14 protein-coding genes are annotated in these 17,863 nt (G+C 72.2%); 7 read left to right on the top strand and 7 right to left on the bottom strand.

Features of this window, described 5'->3' with window-relative positions; all coding sequences use genetic code 11:
* Complete coding sequence (locus ACZ5U5_RS22395; RefSeq protein WP_469024365.1) at positions 1–1,164, bottom strand: flavin-containing monooxygenase; 1,164 nt, start codon at positions 1,162–1,164, stop codon at positions 1–3.
* 284 nt (positions 1,165–1,448) lie between these two features.
* Here ACZ5U5_RS22395 and ACZ5U5_RS22390 point away from each other — a divergent pair, with 284 nt between their 5' ends.
* From ACZ5U5_RS22390 to ACZ5U5_RS22380, 3 genes are all read left to right on the top strand, one after another.
* Positions 1,449–1,901, top strand: coding sequence for a DoxX family membrane protein (locus ACZ5U5_RS22390; RefSeq protein ID WP_469024362.1), 453 nt, complete (start codon positions 1,449–1,451; stop codon positions 1,899–1,901).
* Positions 1,898–2,407 (top strand): Zn-ribbon domain-containing OB-fold protein, encoded by a 510-nt coding sequence (locus tag ACZ5U5_RS22385; RefSeq protein WP_469024360.1) that lies wholly within the window; start codon positions 1,898–1,900, stop codon positions 2,405–2,407. The genes ACZ5U5_RS22390 and ACZ5U5_RS22385 overlap by 4 nt, the downstream gene beginning before the upstream one ends.
* A gap of 86 nt (positions 2,408–2,493) precedes the next feature.
* The gene (locus ACZ5U5_RS22380) at positions 2,494–3,570 is read left to right on the top strand and encodes a GNAT family N-acetyltransferase (protein ID WP_469024357.1); all 1,077 of its coding nucleotides are present in this window, start codon (positions 2,494–2,496) and stop codon (positions 3,568–3,570) included.
* A 2,286-nt stretch (positions 3,571–5,856) separates the two neighbouring features.
* On the opposite strand, the gene ACZ5U5_RS22375 is transcribed toward ACZ5U5_RS22380, so the two are convergent.
* A complete protein-coding gene (locus ACZ5U5_RS22375) occupies positions 5,857–6,570 on the bottom strand; it encodes a pyridoxine/pyridoxamine 5'-phosphate oxidase (protein ID WP_469024355.1) in 714 nt (237 codons plus the stop codon).
* 199 nt (positions 6,571–6,769) lie between these two features.
* On the bottom strand, positions 6,770–8,050 hold the full coding sequence (locus ACZ5U5_RS22370; protein WP_469024353.1) for a thiolase C-terminal domain-containing protein: 1,281 nt from the start codon (positions 8,048–8,050) through the stop codon (positions 6,770–6,772).
* 171 nt (positions 8,051–8,221) lie between these two features.
* Here ACZ5U5_RS22370 and ACZ5U5_RS22365 point away from each other — a divergent pair, with 171 nt between their 5' ends.
* Positions 8,222–9,445: an acyl-CoA dehydrogenase family protein gene (locus tag ACZ5U5_RS22365; protein ID WP_469024350.1), complete on the top strand. Its 1,224-nt coding sequence runs from the start codon at positions 8,222–8,224 to the stop codon at positions 9,443–9,445.
* On the top strand, positions 9,445–9,921 hold the full coding sequence (locus ACZ5U5_RS22360; protein ID WP_469024348.1) for a nitroreductase family deazaflavin-dependent oxidoreductase: 477 nt from the start codon (positions 9,445–9,447) through the stop codon (positions 9,919–9,921). Before ACZ5U5_RS22365 ends, ACZ5U5_RS22360 begins: the two co-directional genes overlap by 1 nt.
* A 173-nt stretch (positions 9,922–10,094) precedes the next feature.
* Here the strand turns inward: ACZ5U5_RS22360 and ACZ5U5_RS22355 are convergent, their stop codons facing one another.
* Complete coding sequence (locus ACZ5U5_RS22355; protein WP_469024346.1) at positions 10,095–10,742, bottom strand: TetR/AcrR family transcriptional regulator; 648 nt, start codon at positions 10,740–10,742, stop codon at positions 10,095–10,097.
* Between the two features lie 339 nt (positions 10,743–11,081).
* On the opposite strand from ACZ5U5_RS22355, the gene afsK reads away from it, so the two are divergent.
* The gene (gene afsK / locus ACZ5U5_RS22350; protein ID WP_469024343.1) at positions 11,082–13,439 is read left to right on the top strand and encodes a protein serine/threonine kinase AfsK; all 2,358 of its coding nucleotides are present in this window, start codon (positions 11,082–11,084) and stop codon (positions 13,437–13,439) included.
* A gap of 218 nt (positions 13,440–13,657) precedes the next feature.
* On the opposite strand, the gene ACZ5U5_RS22345 is transcribed toward afsK, so the two are convergent.
* The 3 genes from ACZ5U5_RS22345 to ACZ5U5_RS22335 all read right to left on the bottom strand — a co-directional run bounded on the left by ACZ5U5_RS22345 (position 13,658) and on the right by ACZ5U5_RS22335 (position 16,116).
* Positions 13,658–14,428 (bottom strand): enoyl-CoA hydratase/isomerase family protein, encoded by a 771-nt coding sequence (locus tag ACZ5U5_RS22345; RefSeq protein WP_469024341.1) that lies wholly within the window; start codon positions 14,426–14,428, stop codon positions 13,658–13,660.
* Positions 14,425–14,850, bottom strand: a complete 426-nt coding sequence (locus tag ACZ5U5_RS22340) for a Zn-ribbon domain-containing OB-fold protein (protein ID WP_469025000.1) — start codon at positions 14,848–14,850, stop codon at positions 14,425–14,427. The genes ACZ5U5_RS22345 and ACZ5U5_RS22340 overlap by 4 nt, the downstream gene beginning before the upstream one ends.
* 114 nt (positions 14,851–14,964) lie before the next feature.
* Positions 14,965–16,116 (bottom strand): lipid-transfer protein, encoded by a 1,152-nt coding sequence (locus ACZ5U5_RS22335; protein WP_469024339.1) that lies wholly within the window; start codon positions 16,114–16,116, stop codon positions 14,965–14,967.
* Positions 16,117–16,242: 126 nt separating this feature from the next.
* Here ACZ5U5_RS22335 and ACZ5U5_RS22330 point away from each other — a divergent pair, with 126 nt between their 5' ends.
* Complete coding sequence (locus ACZ5U5_RS22330; RefSeq protein ID WP_469024336.1) at positions 16,243–17,862, top strand: FadD3 family acyl-CoA ligase; 1,620 nt, start codon at positions 16,243–16,245, stop codon at positions 17,860–17,862.
* The last annotated feature ends 1 nt before the right edge of the window (position 17,863 follow it).

Below are 17,863 nucleotides of genomic sequence, written 5' to 3'. Positions count from 1 at the left end.
TCAGGCTGCCCTTGCGATCGCCTTCGCGATCTTTTCCGCGTCCAGGGCCATCTCCCGGAGCATTCCGCTGATGGGGTTCGTGAAGCCGGTGAAGTACAGGCCGGGGGCCGACTTCGAGGTGCGGGCGCCACGGACCAGCGGGGAGCCCTTCGCGTCGAGTACGCCGAGGTCGCCGAGGAGCGGTTCGAGGGCGCGGCGGTACCCCGTGGCCGCGATGACCGCTTCGGGGCCGATCCGCGTGCCGTCGGCGAGAACGACCTTGCCGTCCTCGAAGGAGTCGAGCGCCGCGACCGGTTCGACCTTGCCCTTGCGCACCGCGTCGATCAGGCCCACGTCCTGGACCGGGATCGCGCCCTCCTTCACGCGTGAGTACAGGCCCGTGTCGGGGCGCGGCAGCCCCTTCGCGGACAGATCGGGGACGCTCACCTTCGCCATCGGGCCCGCGAGCCGGTCCACGAGCGCGACGGGCAGCCTGCGGCACAGGATTCCGGTGCGCTGCGCGGGCCAGCCCGCCGTGGAGCGGCGGACGATGTGCGGCGCGGTGCGCACCGCGAGCCGGACGCGGGCCGCGCCGCCCGCGACGAGGTCGACGGCGATCTCGGCGCCGGTGTTGCCGACGCCGACGACCAGGACGTCCTTGCCCGCGTAGGGACCGGGGTCGCGGTAGGCGCTCGCGTGCACGAGTTCGCCCGAGTACGTGTCTCGGCCGGGCCAGTCCGGCACGTGGGGCGTGTGGTTGTACCCGGTGGCGATGACCACCGCGCTGCCGGTCAGCTCGCGTCCGCCGGTGGCGTGCAGCAGCCAGCCGTTGCCGTCGGCCGCCCGCTCCAGGCGGGACACCTCGACGCCGGTGACTGTTTCCAACTGGTGGAACTCCGCGTACTTCTCCAGATAACGCAGGACGTTGTCACGTGACACCCAGCGTCCGAAGGAACGGGGTATCGCGAGTCCGGGCAGGCCGGAGAGGCGGCGCGTCGTGTGCAGGTGCAGGCGGTCGTAATGCCCGCGCCAGGAGGCGCCGACCCGGTCGGACTTCTCGAGCACGACCGCGCGTACGCCGCGGGCGCGCAGGGCGGCCGCGACGGAAAGCCCGCCGGGTCCGCCGCCGACGACGTACACAGGGCGGTCTTGTTGTGGCGCTTGTGGGGGAGTGGTGTCGGCCATGAATCTGAGAGTAATCACGCGGTCACTTGATGGGGGACGGTCAAGCCCCAAACCGGTTGCGAATTGATCACGGGTGTACGCGGCGCGCCCTGAGTCCGTGGGGCGCGCGGCACGTCGGCGGGCCCGCGCGGCGTACGGCCTCTTGCGTACGCCCCTTGCGCACGTGACGGCCATGCGCTGAACTGACGTACCGTCAGAAGTTGGTGACTGGCGTGCCGTTGTGGGATGCGTACGTGGGCATCCCGCCAACGACCTGTACCTACCGGACTGGGAGAAGCCGCCGCATGGACACGATCTGGCTCACCGGCGCCGAATGGCTCGCCGTGCTGCGCATAGGCCTCGGCCTGTGGTGGCTGGAGAGCTGGCGGCACAAGGACAAGAAGGGCTGGTTCGAGCGGGGCACGGGGATCGCCTGGGCGGCGGACGTGGCGCAGAAGCACAAGTGGAACGCGGTCCGCAGCGGCTTCTCGACGGTGGTCGCGCCCCGCCCCAAGACCATGGCGTACGTCGTCGTGTACGCCGAACTCGCCCTGGGGCTCGGCCTGATCGTCGGATTCCTGACCCCGATCGCGCTGATCGGCGGCCTGTTGCTCAATCTCCTCTACCTCGTCCTCATGATCCACGACTGGGCCGAGCAGGGGCAGAACGCGATGATGGCGCTGATCTCGCTCGTCGCGCTGTTCGCCATGTCCTGGCAGGCGTGGTCGCTGGACGACGCGTTGGGGCTGTTCCTATGAGCGCCACGTCGCCGTCGCCGGCCCCGTCCTCACCCGCGACCCCGTCCTCACCCGCGGCCCGGGCCCCGGCCCCGGCCCCGCGCTTCGACGTTCCCGAGCCCGACGCGTTCACCCACACCTACTGGGACGCGGCGGCCGACGGGCAGCTCCTGATCCGCCGCTGCGGCGGCTGCGGCAAGGCGCACCACTATCCGCGCGAGTTCTGCCCGCACTGCTGGAGCGAGGACGTCACCTGGGAGCGGGCGAGCGGCGCCGCCACGCTCTACACCTGGTCCGTGGTGCACCGGAACGACCTGCCGCCGTTCGGCTCCCGCGTCCCGTACGTCGCCGCCGTCGTCGACCTCGCCGAGGGCCCGCGCATGATGACGGAGATCGTCGGCGCCGGGGAGGGTGAGCTGCGGATCGGGATGGCGGTGGAGGTCGCGTTCCGAGAGGGGGGCGTTGAGGGGGCTGAGGGTGCTGCGGGGGTCACGGTGCCGGTGTTCCGGCGGGCGGCGGAGGGCTGACCGGCCCCGGGGTGCTCGGGGTGCTCGGGGTGCTCCGCCCCCGTAAATTGCTTCTGCCGGCGGGACAGTGCGGGGGATCATGGCCCATGGCTTCCTCTCCGTATCCGCATTCCGGCTGGCAGTTGACCTCTGACCTCGGCGAGTTCCTCTCCCGCGCGGCGGCCTTCCTGCACTCGGCGCCCGCCCTGCACACCGCACTGCTCAGCGTCACCGACACGCTGCGGGTGCGGGGGCTGCACGTGTACGGGGAGAAGGAACCGCTCTTCGGAATCCACACGGAAGCCGGGGCCGGCGAGGCAGGTAGGCCAGCCGAGCCCACCGAGCCCACCGAGCCCACCGAGCCCACCGAGCCCACCGAGCCAGCCGAGCCCGCCGAGCCAGCCGAGCCCGCCGAGCCCGCCGAGCCAGCCGAGCCCGCCGAGCCAGGCAAGCGAGGCAAGCCCGCCGAGTCGGCCATGGTCGGCAAGCCGGCCATGGCCGGCAAGGGGGTGACCGGTGCGTTTCTGTGGACCCCGCCCCACTTCCTGGCCCTGAGCCCGCTCCCTGACGAGGCCGCTGCCGACGAGCTCGCCGGGGCACTCGCGGACGCGGGCCTCGAACCTGCCGGGGTCGGGGCCGAGAGCGCCACGGCAGCCATGTTCGCGTCGGCCTGGGAGCGGCGGACGAAGGCCACCGCGGCCGTCAGCTACCCCCAGCGGCTGTACCGCCTCGGAACTTTGACCCCTCTCGAGCCCGCACCGACGGGAGCCGCGCGCATCGCGATCGACGCCGACCGGGAGCTGCTCGTGCGGTGGCACGGGGAGTTCCATGAGGCCCTCGGGGAGAAGGGGGCGATGGGGGCCGGCGAGTGGGCCGACGCCCGCATCACCTACGGAGGCGTCACCCTCTGGGAGACCCCCGACGGCACCCCTGTCGCCATGGCGGGCAACACCCGCCGGGTCGCGGGCCAGGTCCGGGTCGCGCCGGTCTACACCCCGGCCCACCTGCGGGGACGCGGCTACGCGGGCGCGGTTACCGCCGAGGTGAGCCGTGCCGCGCTGGCGGCAGGCGCGGACGAGGTACTGCTCTTCACCGACGCCGACAACCTCACGAGCAACGCGCTGTATCAACGCCTCGGCTACCGCCCGATCGGTGACTTCACGCAGTACAACTTCACACGCTGACACCTGGCCGCCGTGGCTTCCACCCGGCAGCAGGGCCCGACGTACACGAGACACCCTCGGGGCTGCCGCCCGCACCAAACTCCCACCCTGCGGCCTGCAGCCTGCCGGCATTCGCGGCTGTGCCCGGCAGGTGCGAGGTGCGCGTGCCGCCCATCGCGGCCGCCGCTCCCGCACTGACCTCCCGCGCCGCCTGCCGGGGGGCCGACGCGGACGTGCTGCTCTCGCGGCTGCCGTCGGTCAGGTGCCGATGTGCGCGTCGCGCCCCTCACACCAGCCGCCCGCACGGAACTCCCACCCCGCCGCGCCGCTTGCCGGGATCTTCGTGCAGGTGTCGCTTTTCACGGCTGCCGTCCGGCGGGGGTAGACGTCCCGTGGCGTCCCTCGCGGCAGCGGTCGTCACCCGCTTACACCTGCCCGGCGTCCCTCACGACAGGCGCCCGCGCCGAGCCCACACCCCGCGGCTGCCATATGCCGGGAGCTGACGTCCCCGTGGCGCCCCCCACCAGCCACCGGCACCGAACTCCCAGCCTGCCGCGCCGCCTGCCGGGGGCCGACGAGTGCCGCCTTTCGCGTTGCCGTCCGGCAGTGGGCGACGCGCGTGGCTGCCCTCGCGACAGCCGCCCGCACGGAACTCCCACCCCGCCGCGTCGCTTGCCGGGATCTTCGTCGTGCAGGCGCCGCTCTTCGCGGTTGCTGTCCAGCGGGGGCGGTCGTCCCCGCGGCGCCTTCGCGCCAGCGGTCCGCATGAACTCCCACCGTGCCGCGTGTCGGGGGCCGATGCGGACGTGCCGCTTCTCGAGGCTGCCGTCCGGCGGGCGGGCGTCCCCGTGGCGTCCCTCGCGGCAGCGGTCGTCCCCGTTTCACCCCTGCCCGGTGCCCCTTACGACAGCCGCCTGCACCGAACCCACACCCCGCGGCTGTCACCGCCAGGAGCTGCCCCGCGGCGCCCCTCACGCCAGCCGCCCGCACCGAACTCCCAGCCTGCTGCGCCGCCTGCCGGGATCTACGTGCAGGTGCCGCCCTTCGCGGCTGCCGTCCGGCGGGGGTAGACGTCCCCGTGGCGTCCCTCGCGGCAGCGGTCGTCCCCGTTTCACCCCTGCCCGGTGCCCCTTACGACAGGCGCCGGCACCGAGCCCACACCCCGCGGCCGCCATCCGCCGGGAGCTAACGCCCCCGTGGCGCCCCTCACGCCAGCCACCCGCACCGAACTCCCAGCCTGCCGCGCCGCCTGCGGGGATCTGCGTGCAGGTGCCGCCTTTCGAGGTTGCCGCCCGGCGGGGGCGGTCGTCCCCGCGGCGCCTTCGCGCCAGCGGTCCGCATGAACTCCCACCGTGCCGCGTGTCGGGGGCCGATGCGGACGTGCCGCTTCTCGCGGCTGCCGTCGGTCAGGTGCCGATGTGCGCGTGGGCGCCCCTCACATCAGCCGCCCGCACTGAAATCCCAGCTTGCCGCGCCGCTTGCCGGGATCTACGTGCAGGTGCTGCCCTTCGCGGCTGCCGTCCGGCGGGGGTAGACGTCCCCGTGGCGTCCCTCGCGGCAGCGGTCGTCACCCGCTTACACCTGCCCGGCGTCCCTCACGACAGGCGCCCGCGCCGAGCCCACACCCCGCGGCTGCCATATACCGGGAGCTGACGCCCCCGTGGCGCCCCCACCAGCCACCGGCACCGAACTCCCAGCCTGCCGCGCCGCCTGTCGCCTTTCGCGGTTGCCGTCCGGCAGGGGGCGACGCGCGTGGCTGCCCTCGCGACAGCCGCCCGCACGGAACTCCCACCCCGCCGCGTCGCTTGCCGGGATCTTCGTCGTGCAGGCGCCGCTCTTCGCGGTTGCTGTCCAGCGGGGGCGGTCGTCCCCGCGGCGCCTTCGCGCCAGCGGTCCGCATGAACTCCCACCGTGCCGCGTGTCGGGGGCCGATGCGGACGTGCCACTTCTCGCGGCTGCCGTCCGGCAGGTGCCGATGTGCGCGTGGGCGCCCCTCACATCAGCCGCCCGCACCGAACTCCCACCCTGCCGCGCCGCCTGCCGGGATCTACGTGCAGGCGCCGCCCCTCGCGGCTCCGGCTGGCGGGGCGGGCGCCCCGTGGCGTCCCTCGCGGCAGCGGTCGTCACCCGCTCGCGCCTGCCCGGTGTCCCTTGCGACAGTCGCCTGCACCGAGCCCATGCCCCGCGGCTGTCATCCGCCGGGAGCTGACGTCCCCGTGGTGCCCCTCACGCCAGCCGCCCGCACCCCGCGGCTGCCGGGAGTTGGCTCCCCCTGGCGCCGTCCCTCGCGGCTCCCGTCCGGCGTTCTCACGGCCAGAGCAGTTCCCTGACCCATCCCGCGTCTCCGGCCCGATACCGCAGCCGTACATGGCGGCGTCGTGCGTCGCCCTGGAAGAATTCGACCTCCGTCGGGTCTAGTACGTACAGCGTCCAGCTCGGTGCCGGGGCGTCCGGTTCCGATTGGGCGCGCTCCCAAGCGGCCTGGCTTGCGGTCGTCAGCTCCTCGTACGACGGGAGCAACTCGCTCTGTCTGCCGACCAGGGCCGAGGCCAGGGATCCCGTCGAGCGGTGTGCGAGGTCGGCTCGGCTCGCTTCCGGGTCCGCTGCCGTGACGTGGCCGCGTACCCGGACCTGGCGGCCCTGCGCGGGCCAGTAGAAGCCGAGCGCCGCCTCCGGGTGCGCCGCGAGCTGGCGGCCCTTCGCGCTGCCCGCGTGCGAGCCGAAGTGCCAGCCGGCCTCGTCCGCGTCGTGCAGCATCAGCGTCCGTACGTCCGGGCGGCCCGACTCGTCGACCGTCGCCAGGCTCATGGTGTGCGGCTCCACCTGCCCCGCGCCCGCCACCTCCGTGAACCACTGCCAGAACAGGGGCAGCGGCCGGTCGGGGGCCGCCTCCAGGTCGAACGGGGGCAGGTCGGTGTCCCAGACTCGGAGGGTGCGCAGGAGGGCCCGGCCGTTTCGGGCGGTTGCGTCGTCGGTCTGGGGGCTGGGCTGGGGGCTGGCCTGGGGGGTGGTGTCGTTCATTCGGTGAATCTACGGGAGCAGGCGTCGCAGCCGTATGAAGTCCCGGTGTTTGAATGCAGGTGCGCGCCCTGGTGTTGTGCAACCTCCCTTTGTCAAACGGCACTTGGGCTTCGTTCGCCGTTCCTGCGTAGGCGTTGCGCACCCGTCGCTTCTTCACGCGAGGGCTTCAACAACTACAGGTGCGACCCGAAGCCCGGCCTCACCGGCCGAGCACCACCGTCCCTGACGAGCAGAACCACCCGCCCGTCCCCGACGCCACCGCCACCTCCGGCAGGCTCCCTCCCGCCCTGCGGACCTGACGACCCTCGCCCGCCTCGCCGCGCAGCTGTCGTACCGCCTCCACCAGGAGGAACAGGCCGCGCATGCCGGGGTGTTGGGCGGAGAGGCCGCCGCCATCCGTGTTCGTCGGCAGCTCGCCGTCCCGTAGCAAGCGGCCCTTCTCGACGAACGCGCCGCCCTCGCCCTTCGCACAGAACCCCAGGTCCTCAAGGGTCACCAGCGTCATGTAGGTGAAGGCGTCGTAGATCTGTGCGATGTCTACGTCCTCGGGGCGTACCCCAGCCCGTTCGAATGCCTGGCGGCCGCTCACCGCCGCCGGGGAGACCGTGAAGTCCTCCCACTCCGACATCGTCGTGTGCGAGACGTGCTCCCCGGCCCCGAGCACCCAGACCGGGGTGGACGCACAGTCGGCCACGTACTCCTCCGCCACCAGGAGCACCGCGCAACCGCCGTCGGACCGTATGCAGCAGTGCAGCTTGGTGAACGGGTCCGCGATCATCGGGCCGCCCAGGACGTCGTCGACCGTGATCGGGTCGCGGTACATCGCGTCGGGGTTCGTCGCCGCGTTCGCGCGTGCCTGGACGGCCACCGAGGCGAGCTGTTCGAGCGTCGTGCCGTACTCGTGCATGTGACGGCGCGCGGCCATCGCGTACTTGGAGATCAGGGAGTGCCCGTACGGGACCTCGAACTGGAGGGGCCCGCGCGCACCGAAGGAGAGGTTCGACGTGCGTCGTCCCGCCTTGATGTCCGCCCGTGCCGTCGATCCGTACACGAGCAGCACGGCGTTGGCGCGGCCCGCCGCTATCGCGTCCGCCGCGTGCGCCGCCATGACCTCCCAGGTGGCACCGCCGACGGAGGTGGAGTCGACCCAGCGCGGCTTCAGGCCGAGGTACTCGGCGACCTCGACCGGAGCGAGCGTGCCCAGGCCCGCCGACGCGATGCCGTCGATGACCTCGCGGCCGAGGCCCGAGTCGGCCAGGGCGCGGCGGGCCGCCTGGGCGTGCAGGGCGTAGGGCGTCGCCTCGTCGACGCGGCCACAGTCGGAGAGGGAGACGCCGACGACGGCCACCTTGCGCGGGGTACGCGGGGTACGTGGGGTGCTTGGGGCGGGTTGGGTGCGCGGGGCGCGCGGGTGGGGTGACGCGTCCGCACCCGGCGCCGACGGTGACTCACTTGGGCCTGGCGGCAAGGGAGTTGGCATGAATCTGACGGTACATCAGATACGTATGGCCATGGGAGGGCGTTACGTCCGTCGCGGCCCTGTGCATCTGGCGGGTGCCGCCTTAGCATGACGACCCGTCAGATCCGGGTCGGCACGCCCTCGTGCACGTTGCCGAGGGGCACGGCCGCGACCCGGGGGAGGAGCCTGCCGATGGACGCCGCCTTCACCGCGGAGCAGGAAGAAATCCGCCGCACCCTTCGTGAGCTCGTCACCAAACGCTGCGGCCCCGACGAGGTGAAGGCCGCGGTCCGCACCCCCGCGGGACACGACGCCGCCCTCTGGTCCGCCCTCGCCGAACAGCTCGGCCTACCCGGTATCGCCGTCCCCGAGGCGTACGGGGGTGTGGGGTGCGGTTCGGCGGAGCTCGCCCTCGGCAGCGAGGAGCTGGGCCGCGCCCTGACCCCCTCGCCCCTCTTCGCCACCGCCGCCCTCGTCGCCCCGCTCGTCCAGCGCCTCGGCACCGACGAGCAGCGGACGGAGATACTGCCCCGCATCGCGACCGGCGGCCTCACCGCCGCGCTCGCCGTGCCCGGCGCGGGCCTCGCCACCGCCCTCGGCCTGGTCGGCGACAACCTTGGCGACTGGTCGGGCGGCGGCCGTGCGGGCGGAGTGCAGGCCAAGCTGTCGGATGACGGGGTCTGGCGGCTCTACGGGCAGGCCGAGCAGGTCCTGGACGGGCACAGTGCGGGGCTGCTCGTCGTGGCCGCGCACACGGGGGGCTTCGCCAGGTCCCGTACGCTCCTCTACCTCGTGCGCGAGGACGCCGCCGGGCTCGCGTGCACCCGGCAGACCTCCCTCGACGAGACCCGGCCGCAGGCGCGCGTCGAACTGCGCGACGTGGCGGCCGAGTTGCTGGGCGCCACCGACGCCGCCGATGTGCCGGGAGCGCTGACCGCCGTCGGTGACGTCGCCGCGACCGTGCTCGCCGCCGAGGCCGTGGGCGCGGCGGACCGCGCCCTCGAACGGACCGTCGAGTACGTCAAGCAGCGCGAGCAGTTCGGGCGGGCGATCGGCTCCTTCCAGGCGGTCAAGCACCGCCTCGCGGACGTGTACGTGCAGGTGCAGGCCGCCCGGTCGGCGGCGTATTACGCGGCGTGGGCCACGGGCGCGGGCTCCGAGCAGGTGGGGGGACTCGCGCTCGCGCAGGCGCTCGACGCGCTGCGGACCGCGGCGTCCGAGGCCGTGCAGCTGCACGGTGGCATCGGGTTCACCTGGGAGCACGAGGCGCATCTGTACTTCAAGCGGGCGTCGAGCGACGAGCTGCTCTTCGGGCCCGTGCACCGGCTGCGGGCGCGCGCGGCGGAACGGGCCGAGCTGTTCACCACGGCGGACGTGCCGCCGCCCGCCCCTTCGCAGCCGAAGGCGGCCGTCTGATGCCCCCTGGTGTCCGCCTCGTCCAGAAGGTCTCGTCCACCCGGGCCTTCGCGAAGATCGCCCCGCACTTCATCCCCGCGATGGACCGTACGGTGCACCGCCTCACGCGCGGCAAGGTGCTGCTCAGCGCGAGGATGCTGCCGGGGGTGATCCTCACGGTGCGCGGCGCCAAGAGCGGCCTTCCGCGGCGCACTCCGCTGGCCTGCATGCCGGAGGAAAAGGGGAGTTGGATTCTCGTCGGATCCAACTTCGGGCGCCCTGGGCACCCCGCCTGGACCGGCAACCTCATCGCCCATCCCGATGCCGAGGTCAACTGGAAGGGCGTGGACATTCCCGTCAGGGCACGGCTGTTGGCAGGCGACGAGCGTGCTGCGGCCTGGGAGGCGGCGCTGAAGTTCTGGCCGCCGTACGCGGCGTACCAGTCACGCGTGGAGCGGGAGATCCGCCTGTTCCGCCTGGAGCGACGCACGGAGTAGGGGAGTGGCTGCGTGAGCAGGGAGTGCCTGCGTGAGCGCGGGCGCGGGGCTACGGGCGTAACACAGCGGCGGATCACTGGTAGACCGTGATCCGCCGCTGTGGTGACAGGACTTGGGAAGCGTCAGAAGGGACGTCGTGCGGGAGGAGACGTCGTAAGAGTCGTCTGGATGCCCTACTTCGTCGGCTTCTTGCCTGTTACGCCCAGATGAACCAACAGTGCGAGATTCGGCTTCAGTTCGGCCTGTTTGACGCCCCAGGTCTGGAAACCCCGCTGATGCGAGGCGACCGCGGCGAGCATGGCGACCAGGGAACCCGCCATCGCCGCCGGGTTCACGTCCTTGTCGACCTTGCCCTTGGACTGGAGCTCCTTGACCGTGTCCGTAAGGGAGTTGTTGACCGAGTTCAGGATCTTCATGCGGATCTTGTAGAAGCGCTTGTCGCCCTCGGCGGCGCCCAGATCGACGACCCGGAGGATCGCGTCGTTCCTGCGCCAGAAGTCGAGGAAGCCGTCGACCAGCTCCTGTGCGGTCTGCCACCCCGCCTTGCCGACCCAGGAGCGGCCGTCGAGGAGCTGGGTCAACTCAGCTCCCTCGGTGGCCATTTGTTCGGCGATCTCCAGGACGGCGCCCTCGACGTCCGGGAAGTACTGGTAGAAGGTCGCGGGTGAAGTCCCCGCCTTCCGGGCGACGTCGATGACTTTGACGTCCCGGTAGGGCGAGGAGCTGAGCATCTCGCTGAGGCAGTCGAGCAGCTTCTGACGCGTCGCCTGACCGCGCCGACCGGCCACGCGGCCGTCGACGGTACGTACCTGTCCTGTCATGCCGTCAGCTTACCGAGGGGTGATCGGAGCGCGATTCGGCCGAGTGCAAATGGGGTTGGGGGCCGCTCGCGCGTGAGGTGGCGGCCGTCGGCGGCGACCGTACATGGAATAGATCACATGTTCGAGAAACCGTTCGAATCAAGTTTCGCCCGCATATCTCCTTCTTCTTTCTTCCTTCTTGCGTCGTCTTTGCCCCACAACACCCCGATCCCGCCCCGGGTTCGCAACCACCGGCCCGGACAGGAAGAATCAGGGTGCGTGCCGCCGTAGCGGCTCGGTGGTGAGACGCTGCACGGGGCCGCTCATACGGCGCCCGGGTACGGGGAGGTGGCAGGGCAAGTGGTGGATCAGCTGACGCAGCACGATCCGAGGCGGATCGGCCCGTTCGAGGTGCTCGGCCGGCTCGGGGCCGGGGGCATGGGCCTTGTCTACCTCGCGCGCTCCGCGTCAGGGCGGCGCGTGGCGATCAAGACGGTCAGGACCGAGCTCGCCGAGGACCAGCTGTTCCGCGTCCGCTTCACGCGCGAGGTCGAGGCGGCACGGGCGGTGTCCGGTTTCTACACGGCCGCCGTCGTCGACGCCGACCCGCGCGCGGCCGTGCCGTGGCTGGCCACCGCCTACGTGCCCGCGCCCTCGCTCGAAGAAATAGTGAACGAACACGGGCCGCTGCCCACCCAGGCCGTGCGCTGGCTGGCAGCGGGCGTCGCCGAGGCCCTGGAGTCCATCCACGGCGCGGGCCTCGTCCACCGTGACCTCAAGCCGTCGAACGTCCTCGTGGTGGAGGACGGCCCCCGCGTGATCGACTTCGGCATCGCGTCGGGCGTCTCCAACACCCGCCTGACCATGACGAACGTCGCCGTGGGCACGCCCGCGTACATGTCGCCCGAGCAGGCGAAGGACTCACGCAGCGTCACCGGCGCCAGTGACGTCTTCTCGCTCGGGTCGATGCTCGTCTTCGCCGCCACCGGGCACGCCCCCTTCCACGGCGCGAACCCCGTGGAGACCGTCTTCATGCTGCTCCGCGAGGGCCCTGACCTGGAGGGACTCCCGGACGAGCTGCGTCCGCTCATCGAGACGTGCATGCAGATGGAGGCCCCGCTGCGGCCCAGCCCCGCCGACCTCCAGGCCCAGCTCGCCCCGCACCTCTTCGCCTCCGAGAGCGAGGACGGCGACAGCGGCACCGCCTCCGCCTGGCTTCCGGAGCGCGCCGTCGCCCTGATCGAGTCCCGCCGGGGCGGCCGTCCGCCCGCGCGGCCCGCGCTCGCCTCCTCCGGGCGCAGTGGCGGCCGCGGTGGCGCCCCCGCCGTCGCCCCGCCCCCTCCGCGGCACGCGCCGCCCGTACCGCCCACGCAGCCGCCGCCCTTCGGAGGCGTCCCGGACGCCGGCCCCGTGCACCTCGCCGGGGCGAAGGTGCCGATCGGTCCGGGGCCGCGGGTGGCCGACGCCCGCGCCGCCGTGGGTGCCGTGCCCGCCGACACCGGGCTCGCCGCCTCCTGGTCGCGGTCCAAGGCCGCGGTCAACGGCGCCGATCCCGTGGTGCCCGCCCCCGCCGCCGCGCCGGACGCGGGGGCCGCGTGGCGCCCGTGGCGCTTCCGGATGTCGAACGACGTGTGGGGTACGCCCGCCGTGGCGGGCAACCTCGTGTACGTCACGTCCTTCGAGGTGCACGCCCTGGACGTCGGCACCGGCCGCCGCAGCTTCAAGACGCGGGACGTCGCCTGGTCCATGGGCGTCGCCGACGGACGTATCCACGCCTCCGACGGCCCCACGCTCTACGCCCTGGACGGCGCCGACGGCACCGACCTGTGGCGCCTGAACACCGACGCCTGGGTCTACTCCCTCCAGGCCGACCGCGGCACCGTCGTCACCGGGACGCGCGGCGGCGGCGTACAGGCCTGGGAGGCCGCGAACGGCGAGAAGCTCTGGGAGATCACCGGGGCCCAGACCGACTTCGAGACCCCCGAGGCCGGACCCGTCGTCCACGACGGCACGGTCTACGTCTGGCAGAACGCCCGCCTGCGCGCCCTGGAGGCCCGCACGGGCGACGAGCGCTGGTCGTACCCCATCGGCGACGCGGCCTCCTGCGGCGGCGTCCCGGTGCGCCTCGCGCCCGCCCAGGACGGGTACGTGTACGTGTCCGCGGGCTCCCGGGTCCTCGCCATCGACGTGGCGGGCGGCCACGTCCGCTGGCACTTCGAGGCACCCGCCGCGTTCCTGTGCCCGCCCGCGTTCGCGCCGGGCCCCGCAGTGACCGGCGGCGGCGTGTACCTCGCGGACTACCTCGGCACCGTGTACGCCCTCGACGCCACGGACGGCCGTGACCGGTGGCGCATCGCCACGGAGTCCCGGGCGTCGATCGAGCCCGTCCTGGTCGCCGACGGCCACGTCCACGTGGGCAGCGGCAAGGGGCTCTACACCCTGGACGCGGTGACGGGCACGCCGAAGTGGCGCTTCCAGGCGGGCGGCGAGGTCGTCGGCACGCCCGTCGTGGCCGACCGGCGGATCCACTTCGGGTCGACGGACCACCTGCTGTACACGCTGAAGGCCGACGACGGCCGCCTGCGCTGGAAGCTGGCCACGGGCGGCGAGATCACCGGAGCGCCGGTGGTGCGGGACGGCGTCGTGTACGCGTGCAGCAAGGACCGCTGCGTGTACGCGCTGGACGCGGAGCGGGGGACGGGCACGGCTCGGTCGTAGCGGACCTGGGGTGCTGCTCGGGTGCCGACCGCGTCCGACCTGCGCCGCCGCGGATCTCTCCCGCCCAGCCACCCGATTACCCCGCGTCGAGCCACCGGGCGCAGAACACGCCTCGTGACGGCCGTCGTACCAGCTTTGGAAGGGGCTCCGGACGGCGGCCGTCCACTCGTGACGTTACGCCGAGTGCGTGAACCGCGCGAGGCGGTTGTTTGCTGCGCTCACCTGATACGGAAGCCGCTGCCGCGCCCCGTGAAGAGACCCGCCTGTCGCTCCGGGGGCAGGTTGCCCAGTGCGATGAGGTGTGGGGCCTGGGACAGGGCCTGGGTGCGGGCGGCCTCCTTCGCTGCCCAGAGGGCTCGTACAGTGCCCTGCACCGGCTCGGTCGGGCACGAGGCGATGACCTCGGCCGCGCGGGTCGCAGCCGGCAACAAGTCCTCCGGCGCGGTGAGTTCGGAGACCAGACCCACCTCGTACGCCCGCCGCGCGGAGACCCGCTCGGCCGTACCCATCAGCGACATCCTCGCGACCTCGCCGAGCGGCATCCGCTGCGCCATCAGGATCGCCTCGTACGCGCTGACCATGCCGTAGGTGGTGTGCGGGTCGAAGAACGTGGCGTGCTCGGCGGCGATGACGAACTCCGCCTCGCCCAGGAGATAGAAGGCGCCGCCGCACGCCATGCCGTTGACGGCGGCGATGACCGGCTTCCACAGGTCGTTGGCCTTGGGGCCGACGGTCAGGAGCGGATCGTCCATCGAGTAGGGGGAGCCGGGCTGCGGGACGACGGTGTCACGGTCGATGCCGGTGCAGAACGCCTTGTCCCCGGCTCCGGTGAGGACGATCGCACGCACGGAGTCGTCGCAGCGGAACTCCCGCCAGGTGGCAGCGAGTTGCTCGGCCGACTCCCCGTCTATGGCGTTGTGCCGTGCGGGGCGGTCGAGCGTGACCACCGCGACGCCCGTGTCCTTGTCGGTCTCTGCGCGCACGCTCATGGCCGCTCCAGGAGCCAGCGGGGCATCGCGATCCCGCCCACGTCGGTGAACGCGACCTGCACCTTCGCGCCGATGCGCAGCCGCTCGGGTTCGACGGAGTCGAGCGAGGCGTCCGGGGCGGCGACGAGGTTGCCGACGAGCCGGATGCGGGGGGCGTCGGCCAGCTCGACGATGATCGCGTTGTACGGGGCGTTTGCCGCGTACGCGGGGAGCAGCGGCGGGTGTGGGCGGACGTAGGACCAGATGCGGCCCCTGCCGCTCATGCGGCGCCACTCGCTCTCGAAGGACTGACAATGCGGGCAGCAGGGCCGTGGCGGGAACCGGAGCTCGCCGCAGGCGGTGCAGGACTGGATCCGGAGTTCGCCCCGGGCTGCGTACTCCCAGAAGGGGGCGCCGTCCGTGTCGATGGTGGGGGTCAGCAGGGGCTCGGTCATTTTCGTCGCGTCTGTCATGTGGGTGTCCCTTTGCGGCTGCGGGGTTCGATGGGTTGCTCGCGCTCACGCGGCGGAGCCGCATATGTCACAGCCCCGCGCCCCTTATGGGGCACGCAGCAGCACAGCCGACGTCGGCACGCCCTCGCCCGCCGTCACCAGGCACGTGGCCGCGTTCGGCACCTGCGCCGTGCTCGTCCCCCGCAGCTGCTCCACGCCCTCGTTGATGAGGTTGAAGCCGTGGACGTACGCCTCGCTCAGACCGCCGCCCCCGGTGTTGATCGGCAGCCGGCCCCCGCTCTCCAGCGCACCGCCCTCCGTGAACGCGCCGCCCTCGCCGCGGCCGCAGAAGCCGTAGCCCTCCAGGGAGAGCGGGATGAGGGGGGTGAACGCGTCGTAGATCTGCGCCACGTCGACGTCCTCGGGCGCGAAGTCCGCCTGCTTCCAGAGGTGTCGGGCCGCCGTCCACGCGGGTCCGGTGAGCGGGTCGTCGTTCCAGTAGTTGACCATTCCGTGGTGCTGCGCGGGCAGCCCCTGGGCGACGGAATGGACGTACACGGGCTTCTGCCGGCAGTCCCGCGCCCGCTCGGCGGAGACGATGACGCACGCCAACGCGCCGTCCGTTTCCAGGCAGTTGTCGAAGAGGCAGAGCGGCTCGCTGATCCAGCGTGAGGACATGTACATCTCGCGGGTGAGCGGCCGTTCGTACATCATCGCGGCGGGATTCTGGTTGGCCCGGTTCCTGCACGCGAGGGCGACGTTGAAAAGGTGGTCGCGGGTGGCGCCGTACTCGTGCATGTAGCGGCGGGCCAGCATCCCGATCTCGTCAGCGGGCCGCAGGAGGCCGAAGGGGCGCGTCCACTGCCCCGGGGTGGGGAGTTGGACCGCGGTGTTCTTCCAGGGGCGCGGCCCGCTGCCCCGCTTGCGGGACCGCCAGGCGATGCCCACGCTCGCCTGCCCGGTGGCGACGGCTGCCGCGAGGTGCGCGATGGTCGCGCAGGAACCGCCGCCCCCGTAGCCGACCTTGCTGAAGAAGGTCACGTCACCGGCGCCGATCGCCTTGGCGATCTCGACCTCGTCCGTCTCCTCCATCGTGTACGAGGCGAAGGCGTCGACCTCGGACGGTGCGATGCCCGCGTCGTCAAGGGCGGCGATGATCGCCCGGCAGGCCAACGTCTTCTCGTCCTCGGCCAGTTGTTTCGCGAAGGCGGTCTGTCCGATCCCGACTATCGCTGTAGCGTCTTTGAGTGAAGCCATGGGCAACGGCACCTCCGCGAGTGGCGAGGCTCCAGGGCTTCGCCATACGTCGTCCCGACTGCTGACAGCGCGTCAGGTTACAGCTAATCTGACGGATAGTCAGCTACTGCGGCGGAGGGGCTTGCGATGCGCGGCGACCTGGAGTGGGGCAGCATCCCGGGACTTGTCCGGGCGGCCGCCGAGCGGTACGGCGACCGGGAGGCGGTCGTCGAGGGCCGCACCCGCGTCACGTACACGGAACTCGGCCGACGCGTCGAAAGGGCCGCCGCCGCGTGCATGGCCAACGGCGTCAACTCCGGTGACAGAGTGGCCGTCTGGGCCCCCAACACCCTGGACTGGATCGTCTCCGCGCTGGGCGCGGTCTCGGCGGGCGCGGTCCTCGTCCCCCTCAACACCCGCTTCAAAGGCGCGGAGGCTTCCTACGTACTGCGACGCAGCCGCGCCAAACTGCTCTTCGTGACGGGCACCTTCCTCGGCACCTCGTACGTCGCCTCACTGCGCCGCGCCACCCAGGAGGGCGAGGGGGACGGCCCGCTGCCCGGCCTCCCGCACCTGGAGCAGGTGGTGGTGCTCTCGGACGACGCCCCGGAGGACTTCCGCACCTGGAAGGACTTCGTGGCCAGCGGCGACGGGGTGAGCGGCACCGACGTACGAGGACGCGCCGAAAGCGTCGACGGCGCGACACCCTCCGACATCATCTACACCTCGGGCACGACGGGCCGCCCCAAGGGCGCCGTCATCACCCACGCCCAGACCCTGCGCTGCTACGACGTCTGGAGCGAGCTCGCGGGCCTGCGAGAAGGCGACCGCTACCTCATCGTCAACCCCTTCTTCCACACCTTCGGCTACAAGGCCGGCATCATCGCCTGCCTGATGCGCGGCGCGACGATGATCCCGCAGCCGGTCTTCAACGTGGACACGGTCCTTGCCAACGTGGCGGCGGAACGCATCTCCGTCCTCCCCGGCCCGCCCACCCTCCACCAGTCCCTCCTCGACCACCCCGCCCGCGACCAGCACGACCTCTCGGCCCTGCGCCTGGTGGTGACGGGCGCGGCGGTAGTGCCCCTCCGCCTGGTCGAACGCCTGCGCACCGAACTGCACATCGCCACGGTCCTGACGGCGTACGGCCTCTCCGAGGCGAGCGGCATCGTCACCATGTGCCGCCAGGGAGACGCCGCGCGCGTCATCGCCTCCACCTCGGGCCGCGCCATCCCCGACACGGAGGTACGGGTGGTGAGCCCCGGCGGCGAAGCACTCTCACCGGGCCACCCGGGCGAGATCCTCGTACGCGGACACAACGTCATGCAGGGCTACTTCGAGGACCCGGCCGAGACGAAGAAGACCCTCACACCGGACGGCTGGCTGCGCACCGGCGACGTCGGCGTCCTGGACAAGGCCGGCAACCTCCGCATCACGGACCGCATAAAGGACATGTTCATCGTCGGCGGCTTCAACGCCTACCCCGCCGAGATAGAGCAACTCATCGGCGTACACCCGCAAGTAGCGGACGTGGCGGTGATCGGCGTACCGGACCCGCGCCTCGGCGAGGTCGGCAAGGCGTACGTGGTGCGCAGGCCGGGGGCGGTCCTCACCTCCGACGACCTGATCGCGTGGTCACGCCGGGAGATGGCGAACTACAAGGTCCCCAGGGAGATCGAGTTCGTCACGGAGCTGCCGAGGAACGCGAGCGGGAAGGTGCTGAAGAGGGAGCTCAGGGAGCTGCGGAGCGCTCGCCGGGGGCAGTGAA

The sequence above is a fragment of the Streptomyces sp. NPDC033177 genome (assembly GCF_055577715.1).
Note: the sequence above shows the minus strand (reverse complement) of the source record. Positions and strands in the feature narration are given on the sequence as shown.

Excerpts from the sequence above, each read along its gene's own strand:
- ACZ5U5_RS22395 (WP_469024365.1), bottom strand. The coding sequence starts at position 1,164 with ATGGCCGACACCACTCCCCCACAAGCGCCACAACAAGACCGCCCTGTG.
- ACZ5U5_RS22390 (WP_469024362.1), top strand. The coding sequence starts at position 1,449 with ATGGACACGATCTGGCTCACCGGCGCCGAATGGCTCGCCGTGCTGCGC.
- ACZ5U5_RS22385 (WP_469024360.1), top strand. The coding sequence starts at position 1,898 with ATGAGCGCCACGTCGCCGTCGCCGGCCCCGTCCTCACCCGCGACCCCG.
- ACZ5U5_RS22380 (WP_469024357.1), top strand. The coding sequence starts at position 2,494 with ATGGCTTCCTCTCCGTATCCGCATTCCGGCTGGCAGTTGACCTCTGAC.
- ACZ5U5_RS22375 (WP_469024355.1), bottom strand. The coding sequence starts at position 6,570 with ATGAACGACACCACCCCCCAGGCCAGCCCCCAGCCCAGCCCCCAGACC.
- ACZ5U5_RS22370 (WP_469024353.1), bottom strand. The coding sequence starts at position 8,050 with ATGCCAACTCCCTTGCCGCCAGGCCCAAGTGAGTCACCGTCGGCGCCG.
- ACZ5U5_RS22365 (WP_469024350.1), top strand. The coding sequence starts at position 8,222 with ATGGACGCCGCCTTCACCGCGGAGCAGGAAGAAATCCGCCGCACCCTT.
- ACZ5U5_RS22360 (WP_469024348.1), top strand. The coding sequence starts at position 9,445 with ATGCCCCCTGGTGTCCGCCTCGTCCAGAAGGTCTCGTCCACCCGGGCC.
- ACZ5U5_RS22355 (WP_469024346.1), bottom strand. The coding sequence starts at position 10,742 with ATGACAGGACAGGTACGTACCGTCGACGGCCGCGTGGCCGGTCGGCGC.
- ACZ5U5_RS22345 (WP_469024341.1), bottom strand. The coding sequence starts at position 14,428 with ATGAGCGTGCGCGCAGAGACCGACAAGGACACGGGCGTCGCGGTGGTC.
- ACZ5U5_RS22335 (WP_469024339.1), bottom strand. The coding sequence starts at position 16,116 with ATGGCTTCACTCAAAGACGCTACAGCGATAGTCGGGATCGGACAGACC.
- ACZ5U5_RS22330 (WP_469024336.1), top strand. The coding sequence starts at position 16,243 with ATGCGCGGCGACCTGGAGTGGGGCAGCATCCCGGGACTTGTCCGGGCG.